Origin of the sequence: Streptomyces sp. 3N207 (assembly GCF_052246355.1) — a bacterium.
Lineage (GTDB): Bacteria > Actinomycetota > Actinomycetes > Streptomycetales > Streptomycetaceae > Streptomyces.
Genome location: NZ_JBQQBV010000002.1, coordinates 70,094 through 92,895, shown reverse-complemented (window position 1 = coordinate 92,895; position 22,802 = coordinate 70,094). Strand labels below are relative to the sequence as shown.

Genomic DNA, 22,802 nt, shown 5'->3' with positions numbered 1-22,802 from the left:
CGGCGCCCGCCGTCCGCTTCATGCTGCCGCGCACCCCGGTCTGGGCGCGCGCGATCGTGAGGTTGCTGTGGTTCTTCAGCCATGCCCGTCGCGTGGTCTCATCAACGGGCAGGTGGCTCTCGGTCTCGGGCGCCAGGTAACCCTCCTTCCGCAGCCACGTCTCAACCTCCGCGAACAGCTGGTCCGTGCCCTCGGTCCGCACAGGCGTCGTCGACTTCCCGAGCGCCTTCAACTCAGCGACTTCCGGCGGAAGGTAACGCTCCGAACCGGATGGGACCGGCACTCCGGCCAGGCTTGCCCGGCTCGGCACCCGCAAGTCCAGGCGATGAGGGGGCAGATCGACGTACGGGTCGGGCTCCCCGGGCTTCTCACGGACGAGCGTCACTCGGTAGTGCACCGTCACGCCGGCCAAGAGGTGCGGGTCCTCGGTGACCAGACTCATCCAGTTGTACGCCGTACCACCCGAGTTGAGCGTGCGAGAGTCCTCCACCTTGCCGCCGGCCTCGAAATCGAGCGACCCCTCCCGCTGTGAGGGGTCGGCGAAATTCACGGCCGCCTTGCCCTTCACCCCGAAGGCGTTGGTGGTGGAGAACGAGTTCCGGACCCCGACGGTGTGCAGCAGGCTGCTCTCCAGATTCACCGTCGCGCGCCGAAGTTCCGGGACGTCGTCCAGGTCGGAGAGCACGGCGTCGACCCTCGGATAGCCGATGACATTCCCGCTCGTGTCCAGAAGCAACGGAGCGGCGTATCCCCCGGCCTCCATGAGCGGCAGGCCGGCCCGCTGGCCGACGTCGCCGATGAACTTGCGCAGGGCTTCCGCCGACTCCTCGTTCATACGGCTGAGATGCGGAGCGAGCTGTTCGGACTTCAGTGTCTCTTCGTACAGCCTCCGCGGCTCGTGCACCCGGCTGACCCGGTAGATGGGCAGCTCGTCCGTGAAGGTCTTCAGGTCCGGAAGCATGTCGAAGGGCGAAAGCGGCCCCTCGACCCGGGCGCGCTCGCTGGAGGTGCCGCACCCGAGTATGTGCGATTGGTCGATGGCATAGCGCGGGAACCACAGTTCGAGCCGCCCCGGCCCGGTGGTCTCCTCCCCCCAGCCGTCATCCGCCTGCCCGCGTTCCCTCAGCTCCAGTTCCTGGCCGGCGGGGTTTCCCGAAGGCCCTGGCAGCACGGGGGCCAACGAGGGCGCTGCAAGTGCCGGTGCCTGGCCGGTGCCGTCGGCGGGCGTCACCTTGATCTGCCACTGCATCCGGTAGTCGAAGGGGCGCGAGGGTTCGAGGGAGAAGATCAGCGCCGTCATCGCGGTGTAGCTCTCCAGGACCGACACCGAGCCGGCGGTCTGGTTGTGCGTCATCTCCAGCATCCACTGCATGGTGACGGAGTCCACCGCGGGCGCATCCGGATTGCCGACGGGAAAGACGTGGGCCCAAGGCAGCGAGCCGGAGCGGTAGTTGCCGGAGGAGCCTTTGTCGTCGTGCCCGACCGTGACCTTGTTCCGGCCCTCCGTCTGGTTCGAGTGGCCATCCGACGAGTCGGCTTCCATCGCGGGGGCAGGCCGGACGTCCGACAGCGTGAGGCGCACCGATACCTCATACGGCTTGCCCCGGTACGTCACCGTACGGGTCATGCCCTGGAAACTGAACAGGTACGGCTTCGCGTCGTCGGCGTTCAGCTGGTCCTGGGCGAAGAGCGTGCTGATCGCGTTGTCGAGGTGTGCCCCGGCCTTCTCTTCTTGCAGTGCGCCGAGCAGGTCAGGCGTCCCCGCCTCACGGCGTACGGCCGCACCCAGCCGCCAGTGCAGCCACTTCACCGTCTCCTTCGGGAAGGACGTGACGTGGGCGGTGTCGTACAGGCCATTTCGGTCGCTGCCGAACTCCTTGACGTGGCGCGTGAGCTGCGGGAGGGGCGTGGGATCTTCGTCTTCGTCCTCGGAGTCGTCCTCACCCTCAGAGGTGTCGTCGTCCTCACCCTCGGAGGCTGAGTAGTAGTCGTCCTCACCCTCGGAGACCGAGTAGAAGTCGTCATCCTCCTCGCCCTCGGAGGCGGAGTAATAGTCATCCTCACCCTCGGAGGCTGAGTAGTACTCCGAGGACTCGGCCTCGCCCCCGTCACCGGTCTCCGAGGACGCCAAGGGCCGAGCCGACAGCCCCAGGCCGTGCCGTAGCCCGTCGGCCAGCTCCGTCCCCGACGGGGCGTCCAGCCCGTGTTCCACCAGATCAGCGGCGATCTGCCGTACGGCCTCCCGATAGGCGTCCTCGGCATACCGGGAGTCCGCAAGCACCTGATAGTGCGACTCCGTCGGCAGCACCAGCTCGACGGCCCGCTCCCACGCGTCGGCCGCGTCCGCACGGGTGCCCTCGGCTGCCACGCCCCGCGCGAACTCGTCGTAGGCCGTCTGCCATATCCGCCGCGTGGCGCGTGCCGCCACCACCTCCAGCGCCTCAGGCCACTCCGCGGTCCGCACCATCAGCACGCGCGCCTGATCCGCCGGAGCCAACTCGGCGTCCCGCACGGGCAGCCGTCCGTTGAGCTCCATCTGCATGTTCGACGCCGGGTTCAGGCCCACGCCCGCGGCCCGCAGGTCCTCCTTCTCCACCCGGTCGTCGGGGTCCAGCGCCGGCAGGTTCACGTCCTCGGGCAGGTCGTCCGCGATCACCTGCCGCGCGATCCACTCGCGCTGGGCGGCGCCACGGACCACCACGGGAACCTGGGCCTGCCCGGCAGCCGTGTCGTCCGGGTCAGGCAGCCGCGCCGCGTCCGGAGGCTGCGCGGCGGGCGCAATGTCCGTGGCCGAGCCGCCTGCCGGGTCCACCGGCGCGGGGACGGTCGACTGTGTGGAAGGCTCGGAAGCCTCGGGGGACTCGGAAGGCTCGGGGGACTCGGGAGGCAGGAGCGTACGCCGCCGCTTGGCGGCGGGCGGGACTATCTCGCCGGACTCTCCCGCCGGCCGCTTGCTGCCAAGGGTCGGAGGGGTGGTGACCCAGTGGGCGGCTGTGCGTCGCCGCCCCTTCTGGTCCGGCGACATGGCGATGGTGGTCCGGCCGGTTCGGGCGTCGGTGTAGAAGTCCGCCGAGAGGTACGCCGTGTGCGGCCTCCGGCCCGTCACCTCGTGGGTGGTCCTCAGCAGCCGCTTGACGGCGTCTCGCACCTTCTTGCTGGGGGTTGTGGACGGGAGCAGCAGAATGACCTCGGCATCCTTCGGGAGACCGCGCAGCGCCGGGTCGGTGGAGAGCAGATGACCGAAGTCCTCCACCGGCACCCGCCCGGACAGCAGACCCTCGCCGAGAGGGCCCCGCAGCCTGACCACCCAGGGCGCCGGGCCGTTCGGCTTGTGCCAGGCCGCCGGCTCCGTGATGTCGAAGGTGAACGTCCCGTCCGGTTCGGCCCCGATCAGGGTGACCTCGCTCAGATCGACATCCAGGGCATCGAGCGACCGATCGAAGTCCCGGCCCACCTGCGTTCCGTCTGGGCGCCGGATGGTCCTCTCGTCGGCCAGCGCCCCCTGAGCCGCCAGGCGGAACGCACCCAACTCCCACACGCTGCCCAGGTCAACAGTCCCCGCGTCCACCGCCCCCTCCAGCAGCCGGACGAGCTCGCCGCGGCGCGCCGGATCGGGGGCGGGAAGGTGCAGGACCCGTTGAACGAACGCGTCCACGTCCCAGCCGAAGCCGTCCAGGGCAGTCACTCCCAGCCGCTGCGCCAGCCCGAACCCGGCCAGCACCTCCAGGCCGGACGCCTCGGCCATCTCCGGCGCCCTCGCCAACCGCAGCAACTCGCCACGGTGCGCGCTGGTCACTGGCACGCCGGGGTCCAGGATCAACACGTGGCGGGCGAGCGCGTCCACATCCAGCGGTCCCGCGGCCAACTCCGGTACCCGCGCCCGCAGCTCGTCCAGCCTGCGCAAGACATCCGGCCTGGCACGGCGGGCATTCGGCCCACCGCGCGAGAGCTTGGGCGTCCCCTTGCCGCCCGCCGGGCCGGTCGCCGGGAGACTCACCGCCGACAGACCAGCGGCCGCCGGGCGAGCGGGCGGCGGCTGGTGGGGGGACGATTGCACCGGGCCAGAGGCCACCTGGACAGTGCCGAAAGCAGGTGCCGATGGCCCCGCAGGCCCGGAAGGTGTCGGTGCCGACTGCGACTGCGTGGCCGCCGCCTGGGGCGGCGGGGCGGGGCGGTCGATTTGGCCCGGCGTGATCTTCTCGAAAGTTCCGGCGACCGCCGGCTGCCCCTCCGGGCCGGGCAGCACCGCCACGGTCCAAATCCGCGTCTGCGGGTCCTTGTACAAGGTCGTCGCAGCACTGCTGGCCCACCAGTTCTTGGACGTGTTCCGGACGCCCTCACCGACGGTGCTGCCGTGGATGGGGCGGTCGCCGGTCAGAAGGCCGTACGGGGAGACCGCGATGACCGCGACATCACTGTCGCGGTCGAGCAACTGGGGGTCCCGGTAAGCCAGTTCGCCGAACTCCTTCGGGGGGACCCGCCCGGGCATCCGCACCTTGGTCGCCGTGCCGTTGAAGGCGTAGACGAAGGGCCTCTGCGGCTTCTTCTCAGTGAACCAGCGCGCTTTCTCGGTATCGACAGATATGACGGAGCCATGTGGCCCACGGCCCAGCAGGGTGATGACCGCCGGGTCGAATTCACCTTGCACGGGTTGCTGCGCCTTCAGGTCACGGGCCCAGGCGTGGCCGTCCGAGCTGATCAGGAGATTGGACGGGCGGAGGGCTCCGGTCATCTCCAGCTGAAATGCCGCCACCTCCGGGAAGTAACGCAAGTTCCGGCCGACGGCCAGCGCCTTGCGTGCCACCTCCAGGGCTTCCTCGTAACGCGTCAGGTCGGGGACGTCCAGATGCAGCATTTCGGTGGTGAATTGGGCACGGCTGCTGCCTGGATGCTCCATCAGCTCGATGAGCCCTGCGGTCTTGACCTCCACCCACAACAGTCGGGACCACTCCTCCTCCCGTACCGGGGCAGTGGCATCCAGCCCCAGGATCTTCCTGGCCAACTGCTCCGGGTCGGGGTGCGCGGCTATCCGGTCCAGCGCCTGGGTCACGCGAGGCAGTTCGATCCAGTGGGTCAAGGGCCTCGGCTTCGGCTTCGTCGACAGGTTCGCCGCCTCTGTCAGCAGGCGCACATAACTGTCGCGGCTGAAGTCGGCCTGGCCCTGCGGGAACTGGCGTAGATGGCGCGCGTATGCGATTTCGTAGAACAGTCCGAGGTGGAATCGGCGATTGCCGTCCCGATTCAGATTCGGGTCTGCCTCGCGCATCTGGTCGAGCACGCCGATGCCCTTCAGCAGCGTGTTGTAGCTCGTCCACTGCCCGACTTCGAGATCCACGGCCTCGCGCAACGCACGTATCAACCGCCAAGTCCGTGCCCGTACCTCATCCGAAGCAGGTCCGGAGCCTTCGTGCAGCCCGGCGACCCGGGCCGGGGCGTGCAGCGCGGGGCCCTCCGGCAACGGCAGCAACTTCTGCCAATGGACGATCCGCCCATTGACATCGGTGTCTAGATTGATGAACCCCGAGTCGAGGATGACGGAGCCCCCGGGACCGGGCCGATTCATGCCTTGCGGATTGAGCTCGTTGGGGGCGGCGAACTGCTCCCGGCCCTGATCGGTGGCATTGCGCTGGGCGGGGCTCTGAGCGGAAGGATCAAGCGGATCAGGCACGAACGGCTTTGGGCCCCTATTGAGTCCCCGGGGCGTGGTGGTCGGTAGCCCGATGCCGGGAACCTTCGCCGCAGCGCATACACCCAGCACATTGGGGTCTTCCAGCGGGCGTCCGTCCAGACTCGGGCGCTGCCTCAGAGGATCGGGCAGGCGATCGGACAATATCGGCCCAGCCTCGGTCTGCGACTGGAAAATACCCAGGAAACCGTGCTGGAAGCTGAAGTAGGGATTATTACTCCAGGGCACCTCATAAGAGCGGTAGACCGGATTCTCTTCGTCAGAGGGGTAAGGACGCTTCACGTGGTACCTACGGGGCGGAGACTTCACGATCGAGCTGAAAAGGCGCTCCGACAGCCAGCCACCCTCCCCAGCGAGATCCTGCGAAAGGTAGCCGCCCGGCCTGTGGTCAGGGCCGGGAAGGGGGAAGTAGCTGGCCTCCGGTCCCACCCCGCTGTCGCCGCCCGGCGAGGGCTGGCCTGGGTCATAACGCAGCCAGTCACCGCGAGGGCCGTTTCCCACCCACTCATGGAGCATGAGTATCGGCCGGCTGCCCTGCTTCCACGGCCGAGGAACCGGGCGGCCGGAGGTGGCCCAGACGGTCCGGTTGAACCGGGCACCGAGCGCACGAGGTCGCTTATCGTTCGAGGCAACGCCCCGCGGAATGTTCAGCAAGAAGGGCGCGTTGGGCGGAATCCGGGGCCGCTCGGGGTCGAGGGCCATCATTTCGGGGAACACGTCGTGAGGCACAAAGTACGTGTGACCCTGCTCGCCCCGTACCGGAACCCTGGACGAGTCGTCGTGATCCGTCCCCAGGAGGTAGGGCTTTTCATTGTGGCTCTTGCTCCACGGGGACGGCCCGAGTTCCACGCAGGTATCCGGGTTCTGCCCACCGTGGTGCTGCAGCACGGCGGTCTTGCTCAGGTCCAGGGTGGCGGAGACCGGGTCGGAGGCCCAGTCCCAGCCCCAGGGACGGCCCTGCGCATCAAGCAGACGGTACTTGGGGGCGAATACGCCCTTCCCGACCAGGAACAACGCCGACAGCGCCTGAAGACTCCCGGCGTTGGCCGCCTCCGGTGTCATCATCAACGCCGCCAGATCCCGCAGGTCGGCCGGGGTCACCTCCTCCTCCGCACCCCGCATCAGCACCTTCAGGACCAGCGCGTCCAGGTCGAGCAGACCACCGCGCAGTTCCGGGTCAGCCGCACGCAGTCGCTCCAGCCGGTCCAGTGCCGCACGGGCCTCCGGCCACCAGGAGGCACCGGACTGATCCCCAGCCCCGAACAGCGCCACCAGCACCGACTCACGGTGCCGTTCCACAGCCTCCGGGGTGGGGGCGTCCGGGGCTGCTGAGGGCGTGTTCAGGGCAACGGGGAGACTCATGGGCGCCGGCGAGGCGTTCGGGCTGTTGTCGCTCGCGTACTGGGAAGCGAGCTCGAGGGTGTGGGGCCAGAGGATTCCGCCGGGAGCGGCGGGATCCGCCGCGAGGTTCGGCGCAGGCGCCCCGCTCTCCCCCTGCACCGGGCTGGTGTGTATAGCACGTGGGGCGGCGGGGGCGGCCTCCTGCTCACCGGGCGGGAGGAGTCCACTGCGTACCGCCTCGGTGGCGGCAGGCGGGAGGGTGTCGGAGAGCCGGTCGGCCCGGGAGCCGGCCGGCTCCGGGCCCTGTGCGCGGAACCAGCCGTCGACCAGGCGCTCCAGCAGGTCAGGCATCGAGGGGTCCTCGGCGGAGTCCGGTGCGACCTCGGGCCCCAGCGCTGCCAGGTAGTCCAGGACGTCGCCCAGGATGTCGCGATGGGCCGCGAGCCAATCCGCCACCCCCGGATCCGCCGGCTCACCGTGGGCGGCGTCGGATGACGCGGCACCGGTCGGCCAGTCGGCGGCAGCAAGGGCGTGCTCGTCGGGGAACTTCCCGTCCCTCGCCACATGTTCGCGCAGCTCGGCCTCGGTCAGCGGGGCGATGTGCCAGTAGCGGCCCCAGTTGTCGAGGTAGTCGAGCTCGGACGGCTCAGGGGTGCCGCGCTCCCGCAGCTCGTCGAAGACCAGCTGGCAGCCCCGCATGACCTCGTGCAGGGAGTGGTGTCCTGCCGACAACATCTCGGCCAGCAGCGCGACCCGCACCAAACTCAGGTCGATGTCCAGACCCCAGACCTCGCGCATCGCCACGGCCTGTTTCATCAGCCGGTACGCGGAACCGGACGTACCGGCCAGGACCAAGCCGCTGGTCAACTCGGTGCTGGACTGGAAACGGCTGCCCATGGCGTAGTCCCAGCGGGCTTTCCCCGGAATCCATCCGAGGGCCGCGTCCGGCATCAGCGCACGCTCGGCCTCACTCAGCGGCGGGCGCACGTCCTCGGGGCGCACCGCGGCCCGCAGCGCACGCTCGGCCTCGGCGAGCTGGCGTGCCTGCTCCTCGGGCGGCAGGCCGGACGTCCGTGCGCGCACCTCGCGGTAGGCGGTCATCGCGCTCGACGGCAGCCGGTCGGCGTTCTCGTCGATGATCGACTGCGGGACCGGGACGGGGCTTCCGAGCAGGTCGGAGATCAGCCCGCCGACCGGTTGGGGGGCACCGATCCACAAAAGAGCCATCCGCTCCCGCAGATTGCCCGAGTCCACCACAGCCTGGATCCGGTCCCGTTCGGTGCCCACGGCACCGTCGGTGGCGGCGTCGTCCGAGCCCAGCTCCGCCCAGCGGCCCGCCGCCACGGCCCGGTCCCACACCGCACTGACCATCCTGCCCAGCTGGGCATTCGCGGCCTCATGGTCGCCGAGACAGCGGCCCAGCCGCTCCTCGAAGCGCTCGGCCTCCTCCCGGTAGCGGACGCGCGCCCAGGCCCAGTCCAGAGCTGGCCGCGTCGCCAGCCAACGTCGCACGGAGGCCGGCGCGGAAGACACCGCGTCCACCACCCGGCGCAGCCGCTCCTCGCTCTCACCTCTGGTGTCGCCCGGCCCGTCCGGAAGCCCGGCGAGACAGCGGTCGGTGTCGCGGACGAGAACCGCGGGAGGCGTGGACGGGGCGGCACCAGCGTCGTCGATGCTGCCCTCATGGAAGGCCACCTCCCCGTCCGGGCCCACCACGGCCACGTCCACACCGAGGTCACGGGCGACCACCAACGCGAGCACATCCCCCAGCGGGTCGCCGCCCTCACCCCTGTAGGAGGCGTCCCGCAGCAGCAGCCGGAACCGCTGAACCGTACTCAAGCCGACCGCCGAAGCCGGAAGGGCGTCGCCGAGGAGAGCAGCCTGGGCGCGCTGTGAGGGGTCCACCTGCACGCCGATCGCTTCCAGCAGCTCCACGGGGATCTTCCTGTCGCCATCCAGCGGCGGCAGCACGCCGTCGGTCAGGTCTCCCTCGGTGACATGCCGCCCCAGCCAGTCGCGGAAGGCGTCGGACGTGTCGATCCCGGCCTCTGCCAGCGCGTCGGGCGCCGCGTACCGGAGAGCGAACAGGAGGGTGTCGGCCAACCGGTCGCCCTCCCCCGGTGACTCGTGCAGCGCGAAGACCGTGCCGTCGAGCTCGGCGGCGTACGGCCCGGTGCGCCGGTAGTCACCGCGCGGCGCGGACCCTGCGGAACCGCCGGCCGTCTGCTCCCCGTTCGCGGGCATCCCGTCCGTGAGCTCGGCCTCCGGGTAGGCAGGGGCCGAGGTTTTCCCGCGTGCCGGCATGGAGGCGAGCGCCCGGGTGGTGGAGGCGGTTTCCGCGAGCGGGTCGATGCGCTCCAAGTCCCTTAGGGTCGGATCCGCCGTGCTCGGCGTGACGTTGACCTGCAGGGGGTTCGGGTACGTGGCGGTGGTGTCGGAAGTGCCGGTGTCCGCGTCCGAGGCTGCTGCCGCAGGAACCGGCCAACCGTCCGGATACTCCGTCACCCACACCGTGGGCCGCCCCTCGGCATCCTCCAGCAGATGGGGCAGCCCATCGGACACCGCGGCACGGCCCACCGGGACATTGGCGGGCAGCCCGGACCCCTCAGCGATCCGCTTGGCCCGCGCCCTGGCCTCCGTCTCGCTGAGCGGTACATCCCCAGGACCACACGCCAGCACCGTCACACTACGGAAGCCACGGCCCCGCACCGACCCCAGCAACCGCCCCACATACGAGCCGTCATCCCGCCGGACGCCACCTCCCTCCTCGGCCAGCCCCAGCCCCTCGGGCCCACCATGCGAACCGAAGAGGAACGTCTTCCCGCCATTTGGCAACGCCTTACGCGTCGCCACCGGGCGGCCCGCAGCGTCACGCTGCCACGACACAAACTCCTTCGCGCCGTCCAACCGCGGGTAGTCCTCCCGCCGCGCCGGCCCATCCGCGTTATCGAACCAATCCGCGTCATCGAACGAAGCCACACCAATAAGCCGACCGTCCTTCGCACGAATCTCCCGCAGCACAGGCACGGGCGGATCCACCGGCTCAGCAGTCCCGGTCTCAGGACCAACACCGAACAGGTCATCCAGATCACCAAGTACCCGGAGCGACGGATCAAAGCTGTCGAAGGCGTCGTCCGCCTGCGGCGCGGCCTCCTCGACGGTCGTGGACTCGTAGCGCGCCCCCGACTCGGTGTGCTCGACGATGCGCCGGTCGGTGATGTGGAAGAGGGCGCCCGGCGGATACACAGTCTCCGCCTCGTCCGCCAGCAGGAGGGCCGAGAACGGGTCGATCTCGTGGGACGTCGATTTCAGCACGTGCACCAGGCCAGGGTGCGAGCCTGCTGGCACCGGCTTGTGCCTGAACGTGAAAACACGGGCCGTGTCACGGTCCAGTGAGGTGCTGCGGAAGAACGGCATCATGATCGTCTTCGTGCCGTAGAGCGGTCCGTCCACCGGCGGCTCGTCCAGCGAGCCCGGCATGCCGCGGTCACCCCACCACACGTCCTCGTCCACCGGCGGCAATATCTCCAGCGCCTCGATCGCCATGTCAATGTGGAGGGGCATCTCGGCGTACACCCGGTCGGCGAGGGCGTCGGACCGCTGCCGCATCCGGGACAGCTCTTCACTCGGGTTCTCAAGGTCCAGCTCGTCGTCCATATCGTCGAACAGGTCGTCAAAGCCAGGTTGGCTCCGAAGCATCATCGGGAGGTGTTCGGCGGCGTCCGTCTCCGCCGCGTCTCGAGTCCTCCACCAGACGTGGAGGCGCATCAGGCGGCGGCCCATCGCCGAGCCGAGTTGCTCACCGTTGAGGAATGCCTTCATCAACCGGTAATCGTGGCCGCTGTACAGGTGCAGGGCCGTCATATGGGCGGGGGCCAGTCGCTTCAGCGCGTCCACGCCCCGGTCGCCGTAGCGGTGAAGCCAGTCCAGGAGCGCGCGGTACCTGCGATTTGTGGGTGGAAGGGCACCGACGCGGGCCTGGTCGACCATCTCCACCAGTTGACGCGGGACGTCGAGTTCGCTCGGGGTGATCTCCGAGCCATACTGCATCCGCTCCCCGTACAGGGCACGGTGAGGCGGCATCAGCCGATATCCGGCGAGCCTGGCGTACTCCTCCACCCAGATGTGGAGCCCGGCGCCGTCGCGCATGGTGGCGGCCCGCTCGTCCGGATCACCCATACCGATCAGGTGGGAGGCGCGCAGGATCTCGTGCAGCGACTGCAGATCGGCCGGAATCATCCAGGCCATGAGCGCGCCGCGGAACGCGAGCAACTGCGCGCGCGACGCACCGAGCGTGGCGTAGGCCCGCAGCAGCCGCAGTGCGGGGCCGCTCTCGCCCCCCACCCGGCGGAAGCCACGGCTGTCGTGCACGGCACGGTAGGCGCTCCACGGCGCGTACCGCCGCCCACGTGCGTCACTGGGCCGGGACAGCGCGTCCTCGACCTCCGAGGGCAGCCCCGGAACCGCGTACGCAGCGTGGATGAACGCGGTCATCAGTTCATCCAGCGTCAGCGGCCCCGGCGGCAAGGTACGCAGTCGCTCCATCGCGGCCACGGGGTCGGCCGGGACGGTGTCACGGGGGAAGAACGCACGCGCCGCCGCTACCGCGCCATGGCGGGCGGCGAGTTCCTCGTACAGGCGGAACGTGGCGTCTCCGACGGCTGCGATGGTCGCCTCGTCCCTGCCCATCAGTCCGGCGAGCCCGAATTCCATATACACGCTGCGCCGACGCCACTCACGGTCCCCGTACAGGCTCGCGAACCGCACCATGCCCGGTGATCCAGCCGGGCGCCAGGACGACACCGACCAGCCCGGACCGTCGTCTGGGGTGGTCCCCGCACCGGCACCAGGCGCGTTCTCCTGGTCGGCCGCGGTCGCGGAGGTGGCGTTGATCTGAGCGGGGGTCGGGTAAGCGATGCCGGATCGCTCGTCCCGTTCCCGTTCCCCGGAATCGTCGGACCTGTCACCTGCCGTGCCGGGCGCGAAGTGGAACGTTCCGATGGCACCGCGCCGGGCCTGCGGGTGCCTCCCGGCACCGGAGTGGGGAGCGTTCTCCCGGTCGGACGCGGTCACCGGGGTGGTGTGGATCCGGGTGGGGGCCGGGTGGGCGATGCCGGATCGCCCATCGCCGGTCTCCGCGGGCGCAGGCTCGGTCACGGTCACGGACGTCGGCGCGGGCGTCTCCACGGGCGCGGGCGCGGGGGTCGGGCGGAGGAGGTCGCCCAGCGTGGGGTCGTCCTCCAGGCCGCCGTCCAGCTTGCCGGTGTTCTTGTCCACCGGCAGCATGCCGTAGAACCCCTCCGGCACCTTGATCCGCACGGTGCCGTGGGGCCCGTTGACGACCGCGGTCACACCGAAGCGGTAGAGGCGGTAAGGCCGTTTGCCTTCCGTGTTGCGTTCGTCGGTGTCGCCCAGCGCCGCGCTTCGGCTCTCACTGTCCTCCCAGTTCATGACGTCGACCGGCTGGCGCCCGAGCATCTTCTCGTCGTCCACCGGGCCACCGGCTTCGGGACCGACCGCGAGCCGCCAGCCGCTGCTCTTCTCCACCTCGTGCGTGGGTTCCTCGTCGGTTTGGTGGTACCTGCGCTGTTTGACCAGCGTGCCCTCCGGAGGGCCGAGGATGTCCGCACTGTCCAGTTCCAGGCCCACGAGGGCGGACTGGTCGCCGAGGGGAACCTCGTACGTGTGCTTCAGCAGCTCCCTGATACGGGGGCGCAGCATGTTGTGGCTGGTGTGGTGGTTGTAGCGCATTCCCTCCGCAGTGGTGACGTCCAGTCCGGGGACCTTCGGAGGGTGGCCCACCTCGGGTGTGGGCTCGGTGCGGTGACGCACGCCGGTCAGCTGGGCCCAGCGTCCGACCGAGGCGGCGGCGGGCACGGTCCAGGGATGGAGACTGTCGAGGAATACGTCGGGCAGCGCGGGGGCCGGTGAGGTCCGGCCGGGCTCCTTCCCCTTCTCCGAAGGGGGTGCCTGCCAGGTGACCTCGGTCTCGCGTGGGGCGGTGAGGTCGAGGGGCCACTGCTGCGGCTGGTCGGTCTCGATGGTGAGGTGGCGCGGTACCAGCAGCCGTACGCTGCCCGCCACCTGCTGGTCCTCCCCGTCTCCGGAGTCGTGCCAGGTGAAGACGCGCGGACTGCGCACGGGGTGACCGGTCCCGAACATCAGACCCGAGATCTTGTTCGCACCGCGCCAGGGCATGTTGAGCACTTCCGGCAGTTCGGTGGTCATCGCCATCTCGACGCGGAACGTGACGCCGTGTTCGAACTCCTCGGAAGGATCCTGGGTGTTGGCCCGGTAGATGCCGACCTTCTTCTCGGCGTCCTCGTCCGTCGTACCCCGGGACGCGGAGTACTCGGCCTCGGCCTCGATTCCGCCGTGCCCCTTCTCGTTTCCGGCACGGGCGCGGACTTCGACACCGCCGCTGAAGTCCCAGCCGGAATTCCTGCTCTCGGATTCCTCCTCCACCGACTCGCCACGCAGGGTGAGTTTCATCTCGTCCCGCGGCTGCTGCCCATGGGGGCGGCTCAGCTCGGTCGCCTTGACATTCACCCACAGGTAACGGGTGGTACCCCATGGGCCGGGCACCGGGAACCAGCGGGAAAGGCCCTGGTTGGCAACGGCATACCACTCGGTCTGCAACGTGTCGGAGGAGTAGGACGCCTTCAGGGAGCGCTGGAGAAGGTTGGGCCGGGGTGGCGAGTTCTCGCCGCTCTCGGTACGGATGACTCCCCGGGCACGCAGCCGGTCGTTGATCGTCTTCAGGACGTCGTCGGCGCGCATAATCTCCGGGTGCGCGATCCCGGGTATCAGGCCGGCGTCGAGATAGGTCCGGGCCACCTCCCCCGCCGGAGCCTGATCCTCGGTCGAAATCTGCTCCTGGTCAGGGTCCTGGGCGGGCCCCGGGTCCTGGGCCGGCGCCAGGTTCTGGTCGGTGGCCGGGGCCTGGACCGGCGCCAGGTTCTGGTCGGTGGCCGGGGCCTGGGCGCTGGCCGTGGTACGGGCCTCGGGCAGCGGGTTCGATTCCCGCTCCGGGTCCGGGTGGTCCGGGTCGGTGGCGGTATCGGTGGCAGGGGGGAGGAGGTCGGACAGCCGGCGCTTGGGCACGAGCAGGTCGAGGGCCTCGTCTGCGCGCAGATACCGGGTCTCCTCGGTGAGTTTGTCGTTGCGCCAGTGAACGTGGGTCAGTTCGAAGACGGGGGCGGTGCGCAGGGTGTGCATAGCCCCGCCGTAGGTGGCCCGCGTGATGTCGATCCGCCCGGCGCTCCCGGCCGTTGCTCCGCCCCAGTTCTTGACCGCCGAAGCATGGCCGAGCACGGTCAGCCGGCCTCCGGGACCGGAGGGGTGATCACTGCTCGCATCGGAGCCGAACCGCAGCTGGGGGCCGAAGGTGCCGGTCACGCCGGTAGCCTTTTCGCTCTCCTGCTCGGATTCGTGGATCGCGTTGGACTTGAGGTAGTGCTCGACCTCGGTATCCGAGCTGGACCCGAGGTCGCGCGGGTCGTACGCGTGGATCCGCAGGCGCAGTGCCTGCTTGTAATCGCCGTCCTTCGGCAGTTCCATCTCGTAAGCGTCCGGGCGGACGCTCTCGCCGAAGTGGGAGCTGAGGACCGTGGGATGAGCCAGGTCGCGGATCTCCTCCGGCCAGCCCGCGGGATCGTCGAGCCAGGCGTCGATCAGGCGCTGCCGCTTGGTCGCGTTCCGTTCCTTGGCGTACATCCGCTCGGCGTGCATCCGGGCGCCGAGCTGGGCCAGCTCGGGCATGAAGTGGAAGGCGGGGTAGATCCCGTGGGCGCCACCGGAGAAATCGAGTCGCCGACCGGCGTCCGGCGGTTGAGTCCCCGCCTCCGTCCGGTGCGCTGCCTGCGCCTCCTCCAGCGTGACGGGCTGTTCGGGGGCATGCTCGTGCGGGACGACGACACGCGCCACGAAGGGGTTGCGCCCGCTGAGGAACCGGGGCTTCCCGGTCTCGGGGGTCACCGTCCATCGCACGGACATCAGATAGCGATGCTCGTCGACCCGCTTCGCGGTCTCGGTCCGGCGGTAGCCTCCGGCTGCGCCGCTGAGCTTGGTGCTCTTTCCCTTGGACCAGCTGAAGAGTCCCCGGACGGTACCGAGCTGGAGTCGTATGGGCGGGGTGGTGAAGTGGAGTTTGCCGAACGAGATCTCGTGCTCGGAGATGGCCAGGCGGGCGCCGCCGCCGAGAGCGAAGCCTGCCTTCCATCCCGTACCGCGTTCGCCGGAGGCGTTCGCCCCGGCCACGGCTCGGGTGTTGACCTTCATGGAGAAGTCGCCCGGGTTGTCGCCCTCACCGGCGGAGTCGGCCATCGGGCTGGGCCGGTTGATCCGGTCGCCCCATTTTGCTTTCGCGGAGACCTTGTAGCGGCGTCCGCCCACCTCGATGGTCCGGTGGATACCGAGGAGCGCCTTGTCCGGGTCCGCTTCGAGGGCGGGGCGGCCGTAGAAGAGGGCCAGGTCCCGGTCGGCGTTGGCCCAGTCGCTCTTCCTTGCCCTCTTGGCACCGACATCGTTGATGTGAAGCTGCTCGATGGCATCGCGCAGGTCCGGCTGGAGGGTCTCGCTGCCCGGCAGAGCGATCGGCACGCCGAAGCCGAGGCCCCGTCGTGAGGCCAGTGCCAGAGGCTCCCGCGGGTGAGGGGTCACCAGCCTTCTGCCATGGTCCACCGCCATACCGAAACGGAACGGCGGCTTGGAGATCGGCAGCCTCCGCACCGTCCTCGGCTGGCCGAACGCGAACACTCGATGACGCGGGGCATCGCGACCACCCGACACCGGGCGCAGGTCAGAGGTCCATTCCGAGCCGACGGTGCGTTTCACGAAGTGCTCGGCTTCCCGCTGCGGGACGCTGAGCTCACCCTCCGTGGTGACATGCACCGGAGCGATCGTGTGGGTGCTGGATTCCATGGTCACTTCGAGGCGCAGCCCGGCGCGGTAGCGGGACTGCTCAGCGAAGTCGTTGAGCACCGTGTGACTCATACCCGAGGTGTCCAGGGAATGACCGGCGCTGCGGTTCAGATCGATGTTCACACCGAACGCCGGGACCATGGCCGTCCCTTCGACGGACGTCGTGTCGGAGTGGGATGCCGAGGCGCCCTCATCCACGTCGGCCGCCGGATTGCCGCCGCCGACTCCGCGGCTGTTGTACCCGGCGCCCAACGTGACGCCCGGAGCCCCCTGACTGTCTGCGGTGGTGGTGTCGCCCGCACCGATGTCGTCGCGGGTGGCGACCTTGGTGTCCCCGAGGTACTGAAGGCTGTCGATCTCCCTGCGGATACGCAGATGGCCCCGGAACGTCCCGAACGCGGTGGACACATCGATGCGGTTGGACGAGTCTCCGCTGGACCACCACAGGTAGCGGCTGCGGGCGGTCGGCTCGGTCAGGAAGCCGTGGGCCCGGTCCATCTTGGCCTGCACCAGGATCTTCTTCACGGTCGGGGCGGGCAGCCCTGCGGCGAGCAGGTTCCGGTGCAGCCCGGCGATCACGGGAGTGAGGTTGACCGCCTGGAGCAGTTCGCGGGCCTGGGAGGGCCGGGAGGTGCGGGTTCGGAAGGGACGGGCGGCGTCGGGGGCGTTGATGTCGGGCCGGTGCCCGTCCTCGCGGGAGTAGGCGGGGGGAATGCCGATCTGGATCCGGTCGGGCACGGTGACCTGGTGGGCGGCGGTCGGTGTGGCGTCCTCCCCGTCGACGAACACGCTCATCCGGAGACCGGCACTGAAGCGGCTGAGGTCATTGATGAACGGCTTACGCCCGGACAGGACCCTACGGAGCCAGCCGGTGTCCTTGGACCTGGTGGAGTCCACCGCGACTTGGAGGGTTGGTAGCCCGAGCGACGTCATGGCGCCGTTCCACGCTTGGCTGATGATGCCGATCAGCGTCGCTTCCGCGCCCTGGGTAACCTCGTGTCCCTTCCGGCCGCCGGTCTCGGTGGAAGCGAAGCCGACGGGGTACTCGTTGACTGCCCCCTTGGTCTGCGGCACGGGCGTCAGATCGCGCATCATCGGGCGCAGCCACACCAGTCGGCCGTCCACGACCAGCGTGCGGCCGGCCGCGAGGATGTCGTCCCACGCCTTCGGCTCGGTGGTGAGCAACAGATCGCGCAGAGCGGTCCGGATCCCCGAGCGCAGAGTGGTGTGCGGGCCGGGCCCGTGCAGGTCCAGACGTGAACTGATCTGTTCCGCCCAGAAGTCCGCCCTGTCCTCCGGGAAGTCCACGTTCTCGACCGACTTGGGGACGATGGCCTGACCCATCGCGCCATGCGCGAAATACCACGGGGAGGGATCGCGCGGCCCGGCAGGCGGTGTCGAGGCGTTGCCCCGGGCGGAGTCCGGATCGGTATCGCCGTCCGGCGCGGAGACCTCTCCCTCCGGGGAGGTCACCACAATCGTCGGCACTCCGTCCGGCCCGAGCGCCGGACCACCGGAACCCGGGAGCGGGTCGTCAAGCCCAGAAACCGGACCACCGGAATCCGGAATCGGGCGGTCGAATCCCCGGACCGGGTCGTCAAGCGCCGGGACCGCGAGCTCGCGGGCGTCGCCTCCGGATGACGGTGGCTCGGGCAACGCCTCCGACAACATCCCCCCGAGACTGGCGAACCCGCTGGTGGTAGAGGGCTCGAAGCTGCCCCGCGGCGGTTGGGGCGTGGGCGCGGAACTGCTGCGCGGAGCGGGCGCCGGATGGTGCGGAAGCAGCCGGTACGTGTGCTCCGCCTGGTCCCACAGAGCGCGGAAGCCCTCATAGACCTCGTTCTCCGCGGGGTTCGACTGCCAGGGGTGAATGCTCCTCGGCCGAGTGCCGTACAGCCGTTGCAGCAGCGGCAGCAGCGTCTTCTCATGCTGCCGCACCCACTTCGCCTTGTTGTTGCGGCGCTCACCGGTGTAGGGGTCCACCCCCTCGTTCGTCCCGACATAGACGTTGCTGAGCTGCGCGAAGTACTCGTACTCGCCCTGGGACGAATAGTTGGTGTACTGGCCGGAGGCGTCGTGCAGCGGCCCGTCCGGCCACTGGGCGGCATCCCCCTGGGCCAGCTTGGCTTGGTACGCGTCCTTGATGAGCTGCCGATCGGCGTCGCTCAGCGCGAGTTGGTGGATGGCGCCCGCGATTCCGAGCGTCGTCGGGGAATAGCCGTACGCGTACGTCACGGCTCCCCGCACGCTGGTGGGCTCGCCCAGAAGATTCTCTTCCGGGACCGCGGTCTGCCCCCGGCCGTGGATCCCACGCACGGTCGAGTACACACGGCCGTCCACGCTCTTGTCCTCCGCTCCGAGGGAACGGAACGGCTCTTCCAGGGACGTCACCGCCACGTCCTTGGGCACGACGACCACCCGGGAGCCCTTGGTCAGCAGCTGGGCCGCCACCTCGGGGTCCTGCAGCATCCGCGCCACCTGTGCTCGTGCCTCAAGACGCGACGAGACCGGCAGATTCACGCCCGCGGCCAACCGCACGAGCAACTGCGCGGCCATACGGGCGAACTCCGCCGGGGGCAGCGCCCGGCGCAAGGCGTCCACCAGCGCCGGATCCAAGGCCAGGGCCTCACGATCGGCCGCCGACAACAACTCCAGCCTCACCGACCGCTCGGCCGCCGACATCTTCGGCAGACGCGACGCGAGATCCGCCACCGCGGCCCGGGCGGGGGCCGAAGCCGAGGCCATGTCCGAGGCCGGGGCCGCAGCCGGACCCGCAGCCGGCGCCGATGCCGAAGCCGGAGCCGGGGCCGCAGCCGGGGCCGCAGCCGGACGCGAGGCCGGGTCCGGAGCCGCAGCCGGAGCCGGGGCCGCAGCCGAGGCCGGAGCCGAAGCCGGGGCCGCATCCGAAGCCGGGACGGGGGCCGTGTCCGAAGCCGGGGCGGGGGCCGTGTCCGAAGCCGAAGCCGAGGTCGGCGACGGCGTGGTGGCTGCCGGCCCCGCCGAGCCCGTGGTCGCCGGCTGCGTTCCGGTGCCCGGCAGCGACGCCGGGAGACGCCGCCCCCCGGACGGGCGCGACCGGGCCGAACGGGCGGGGGCCGAGGAAAGGGAGTCGAGCAGGGACGGACCCTCGCCGGTGCCCTCCGCGCGGCGGCCGGCGGCCAGCGTCCCGACGAGGCCGGGCAGTCGGCCCCACGCGTCTGCGTGAAGGGCCGCGTAACTCTGCAGCGTCCGCCGTACGGCGTTCAGTTCCTGCTCGATGTCGCGGACCTGTTCCTGCGCCGCGGCGCGGGCCCCGGTCGTGCGAGTCAACTCCCTGTCCGCCTCCAGCAGCGCCTGCCCGGCCAAGGCCACGGCGCCCTCGGCGCGTTCGAGATCCCGGCTGAGGGTGGCCTCCCGGTCGCGTGCCTGGCCGAGGTTGTTACGGATCTCGTTGGCTGTCTCATGTGCGGCATTCATCGCTTCTTGGTGCTGCAGACGCTGCCGCGGACCATCGGTCACCCTGGCGTGGGCGGCGTCGGCACGCTCCTGGGCCTGCGCCAGTGTCCGTTCCCGCGCGGCAACCTCGGCGGTGTCGGTCGCAGGTGAGGCGGCGATGAGCCGCCTGACGCGCTCCGTCTCGTCCTGCGCCTCCTGCCACGTCTCGCGCGACTGCCGCTCCACCTCGTAAGCGGCGTTGTACAAAACCTGCGCCTCCCGCTCGGCTGCCTCCTGCCGCGCGAGCCGCTCCTTCATTTCCGCTATGCCGGTCTGGACCTCGCTGAGCGCCGTCCGGATGTCCTCGGCGGTCCGGAGGGCATCACTGTCGGCCTCATCGGCCTCCCTGAACGCGGTGGCGGCGGCCTCTACGGCACGGCCGGTGGCTTCCAGGGCCCGCAGCGCTCCGGGCTGCCGCTCCACCAACCGCGCCTCAAACCAACTCGCGGTCGCCTCACGGTCGACCGCGCTGCGGTACGTGTTGATCGCGTCCCGCACCTGCCCCCAGGCATCCGCGGTGGCCTCGGTGGCATCGGCGAGGCTGCCGTCGGCGGCGAACGGCCAATTGCGCAGCCCTTCGTCGGTCCGCGTCACCAGCTCGACCGGCTTTCCGGACTCGGCGGCCGTCCGGGAGGCGACGAACAGGGCGCGGGCCAGCCGCGACCCGTCCGGGTCCTCGCCCAGCGCCAGCCAGAGCTGCGCTGCCTGGTCCTGCTCGGCGATCTGGCCGGCCAGCACACCTGGCAGGTCGGTGACCGGATGCCGCGTCCAGTCCCGCAGGTCGTCCGCGTCCTGGTCGGCGAGCATCGCGGGCAGGTCGTACACCCCGGCGTCGAGCCGCGCCGGGGTGACCCCGAAGCCGAGCACGTCGCGTCCCCACAGCCTCACGGTCGCCGCGCCGGTGACGTACCGGGTGCCCTCGGGTCCCTCCACCCTGATGACCGTGTCGACGACCGTCTCGTAACTGCGGGTGCCGCGGCCATCCTCGGGCTGGGAGCTCTGGCCGATGCGCATGCGGTTCATCCCGGCGCCGCTCGCGGCGGCGCCGGAGCCGGTGGTGTGCGGCTGCTGGGCCGCCAGCGGGAAGGTCAGGGCCAGCAGCTGCCAGTTGTCGCTCTGCTGCAGGCTGTACGTGCCCTGCTGGCCCAGCGCGAAGGAGCTGCCCGCCGTGGAGGACGTCGACGACGTACGGGTCCGTTTGCGCACCCGGTCCACGGCGATGTCACCGCTGTCCGTGACGGGCCGGGGGTTGTACAGGGACACCGTGAGAGTGGGTTCGGCGTCGGTGGTGTTTTCGGGCCAGCCGCCGGGCATCCGCGGCGTGAGATCCGCCGCCGCGTTCACTCGGATCGTACCGGCCTGGATCAGCTCGCCGAGACGGATGGCAGCCGCCTCCGAGGACGAGGGCGCCCCCGCGGGCAGGCCCCAAGCGAAGGCCATGTCCGGGGCGACATCGTGCAGGGCGCGGGTCAACTCCGGGAAGGCGTTGAAGTCGTGCACCGGCGTGGTGCCGGTCGGCAGCAGCCTCCGGCCACCCGGGAACGGCCGTACGCCCTGGTCCTGCGCCTGCTGCGCCGACATCGCCAGCGGGTCCTGGGTGAGCAGCGCCGGCGGGTAGGGCACGCCGGCGTCGCGCGGCGTTACGGCCTCGGAACCGGCGAACCGCAGCCCCATCGCGACCGGCACCTCGATGGTGTTCTCCGGTCGGCCGTGCAGCACACGGCGTATCCAGGCGGTCGCCCGGTCCCGTACGTCGCCGTCCAGCCCCTTGAGGGACAGCAACCCGGCCTGGAGGAGCCCGCCGGGGATGTTCGCGGGCCACCTCCCCACCAACCCGGAGCGGATCGACGCGACGACCTTGAAGTCGATATCAAAGTCGGCCCCGGCATCCGCGCGCTCCCAGAAACGGTCTTCGTCCCTTCCCGTGGACTGCCCAGTGCGGGACCGGGCGTTGGTCAGCGCGATCGAGGGGCCCTCGCGGTCCGTACGGCCGGTGAAACCAGGTCGCGGATAGCGGGAGATGGGATTACCGGCGATCTGGTGCGTCCGGGTGGTGGTGGACGTGTCCGTCTCCAGCGTGGTGAGCTCGTTGATCCGCTCCAGGCCTCCGCCCTCGGCCGGGCGCCCGCGTACGGTGCGCAGGCCCGGAGTCTGCATCACGGGCTCGGCCCGCAAGGTCACTTCGACCAGCCGGTAGGAGTTGAACGCGTAGTGCAGGAAGAAAAGTCGACGGCCGCCCGAGCCGAGTCCGGGCAGCGTGCGCAGCGCCGCCGGCTCCGTGGCGTGGGCGATCGTGGAGGCCACTCCCAGCCAGTAGGAGGAGTTTCCGGACTGGGTGATGCCCGGCGCCTCGGCCTCGATCATCCGGGTCAGTTCCCGGCCCAGCCGGTCGCGCTGCTCCCTGCGGTGCACGGTGTTGTCGAGCTGGGTGACCCGGAGGACGCTCGCGAAGCCGAGCTCGCGGGTCCGGGCGAACCGGTCGGGCAGCGGAATGCTCGGCGCCGGGAGCACCGTGCTCGGCAGGCCCGCCATTCCCCGGAACCACTGCGCGAACCGGGCGAGCGTGTGGCTGGGCGCCAGGAACGTCATCCCGCCGGGCAGGTCGATCGCAACCGTCACCGGAGCGTGGCTGCCCAGCCCGACGATGTTCCCGACCACGTTGCGCGTGCCCCACCGGACCGTCACCAGCAGCGTGACATCGCTGCCGATCCAGCTCTTGACGCCGTCCTCGACGGTGACCCGGGTGACCTTCGTACCGGAGCTCAGCGCACGGCCTTTGTCGGTGCGGCGGGAGTAGGTGTAGCGGCCGCTCGGGTTGAACTGGTGGATCGGCGGGGCCGGTGGGTCCGGAGGTGTCTGGAGGCCGATGAGCCCGAAGTTGCCCTGGTGGGCACGGCCGATGTTCCAGGACTGGCCCGACAGTTCTATCGAGTCCACTTCGTCTTCGATGAGCATCTCCTCCGAGCCCAGGAGCCGGGGATTGGAGAGATGGCCCTCGATCTGCACCACCGCGACCTGGTCCGCCGCCATGCCCGGCAGCGTCGTCTCGAAGACGTAGCGGCCCCCGAGGATCTGCTGCGCCCGGGACAGAAGCTGGGCCGGCTGGACCGACGCGTGCTGTGCCTCGGCGGCCAGGGTGCCCGGGTCGTTCCTCGCCGCCCCCGCGACGGCCACCGACATCCACTTGTAGTTGGCCGCGGCACCGTTGACGACTGCCTTGCTCGCTCGTGTCACGGGCGTCGCGGCCCAGTTGACGGCCGAACCGGTCTGGTTGACGGCCCCGGTCACGCGCGCGGGGAGCGCCTTCTTCATCGCCGCCAAGCCGCCCTTGGCAGTGTGCACAGCCGTGCCCGTCAGCGCCCCGGCACGCCGTACGGCG

Annotated in this window: 1 protein-coding gene (cut by both window edges); it reads right to left on the bottom strand. The window is 70.2% G+C overall.

All 22,802 nt of this window come from inside a single coding sequence — locus tag ACTWP9_RS03380, lonely Cys domain-containing protein, on the bottom strand. Of the gene's 75,168 coding nucleotides, 27,887 precede the window and 24,479 follow it; the stretch shown corresponds to coding positions 27,888-50,689, spanning codon 9,296 (partial) through codon 16,897 (partial); the first complete codon in reading order (the gene reads right to left) occupies positions 22,799-22,801. The start codon and the stop codon both lie outside this window.